This is a genomic window from Hyphomonas sp. GM-8P (assembly GCF_003263315.1).
Taxonomy (GTDB): domain Bacteria; phylum Pseudomonadota; class Alphaproteobacteria; order Caulobacterales; family Hyphomonadaceae; genus Hyphomonas.
This window is the reverse complement of record NZ_AWFE01000048.1, coordinates 1-301: the sequence shown is the minus strand read 5'-3', so window position 1 is coordinate 301 and position 301 is coordinate 1. Positions and strand designations below refer to the sequence as shown.

1 protein-coding gene is annotated in these 301 nt (G+C 60.1%); it reads right to left on the bottom strand.

Annotated elements, in window-relative coordinates:
• Positions 1-301, bottom strand: a 301-nt coding sequence (locus tag HY26_RS04120) for an integrase core domain-containing protein (RefSeq protein ID WP_146740173.1), incomplete at both ends; no start/stop codon positions are given.

The window sequence follows — 301 nt, the reverse complement described above, 5'->3', positions numbered from 1 at the left end:
GGCGGTATGAACGCCGCGGGCAAGATGGCTTGTGGCGCGGGCGGTCGGTAGCCCAGAGAAGAGTGCGGACGCGCGGTGTTGTAATGCCACCGCCAGGTCTCGATCAGGACTTTCGCCTCCCTGAGATCATAGAAGATTTCCCTCGCCAACAACTCGTCTCTGAGCTTGGAGTTGAAGCTCTCGCAGTATCCATTCTCCCAAGGCGAACCGGGTTCGATATAGAGCGTCTTCACGCCGATCCGGCCAAGCCACTCGCGCAGGGCCGTGGCGATGAACTCGGGGCCATTGTCGGAACGGATAT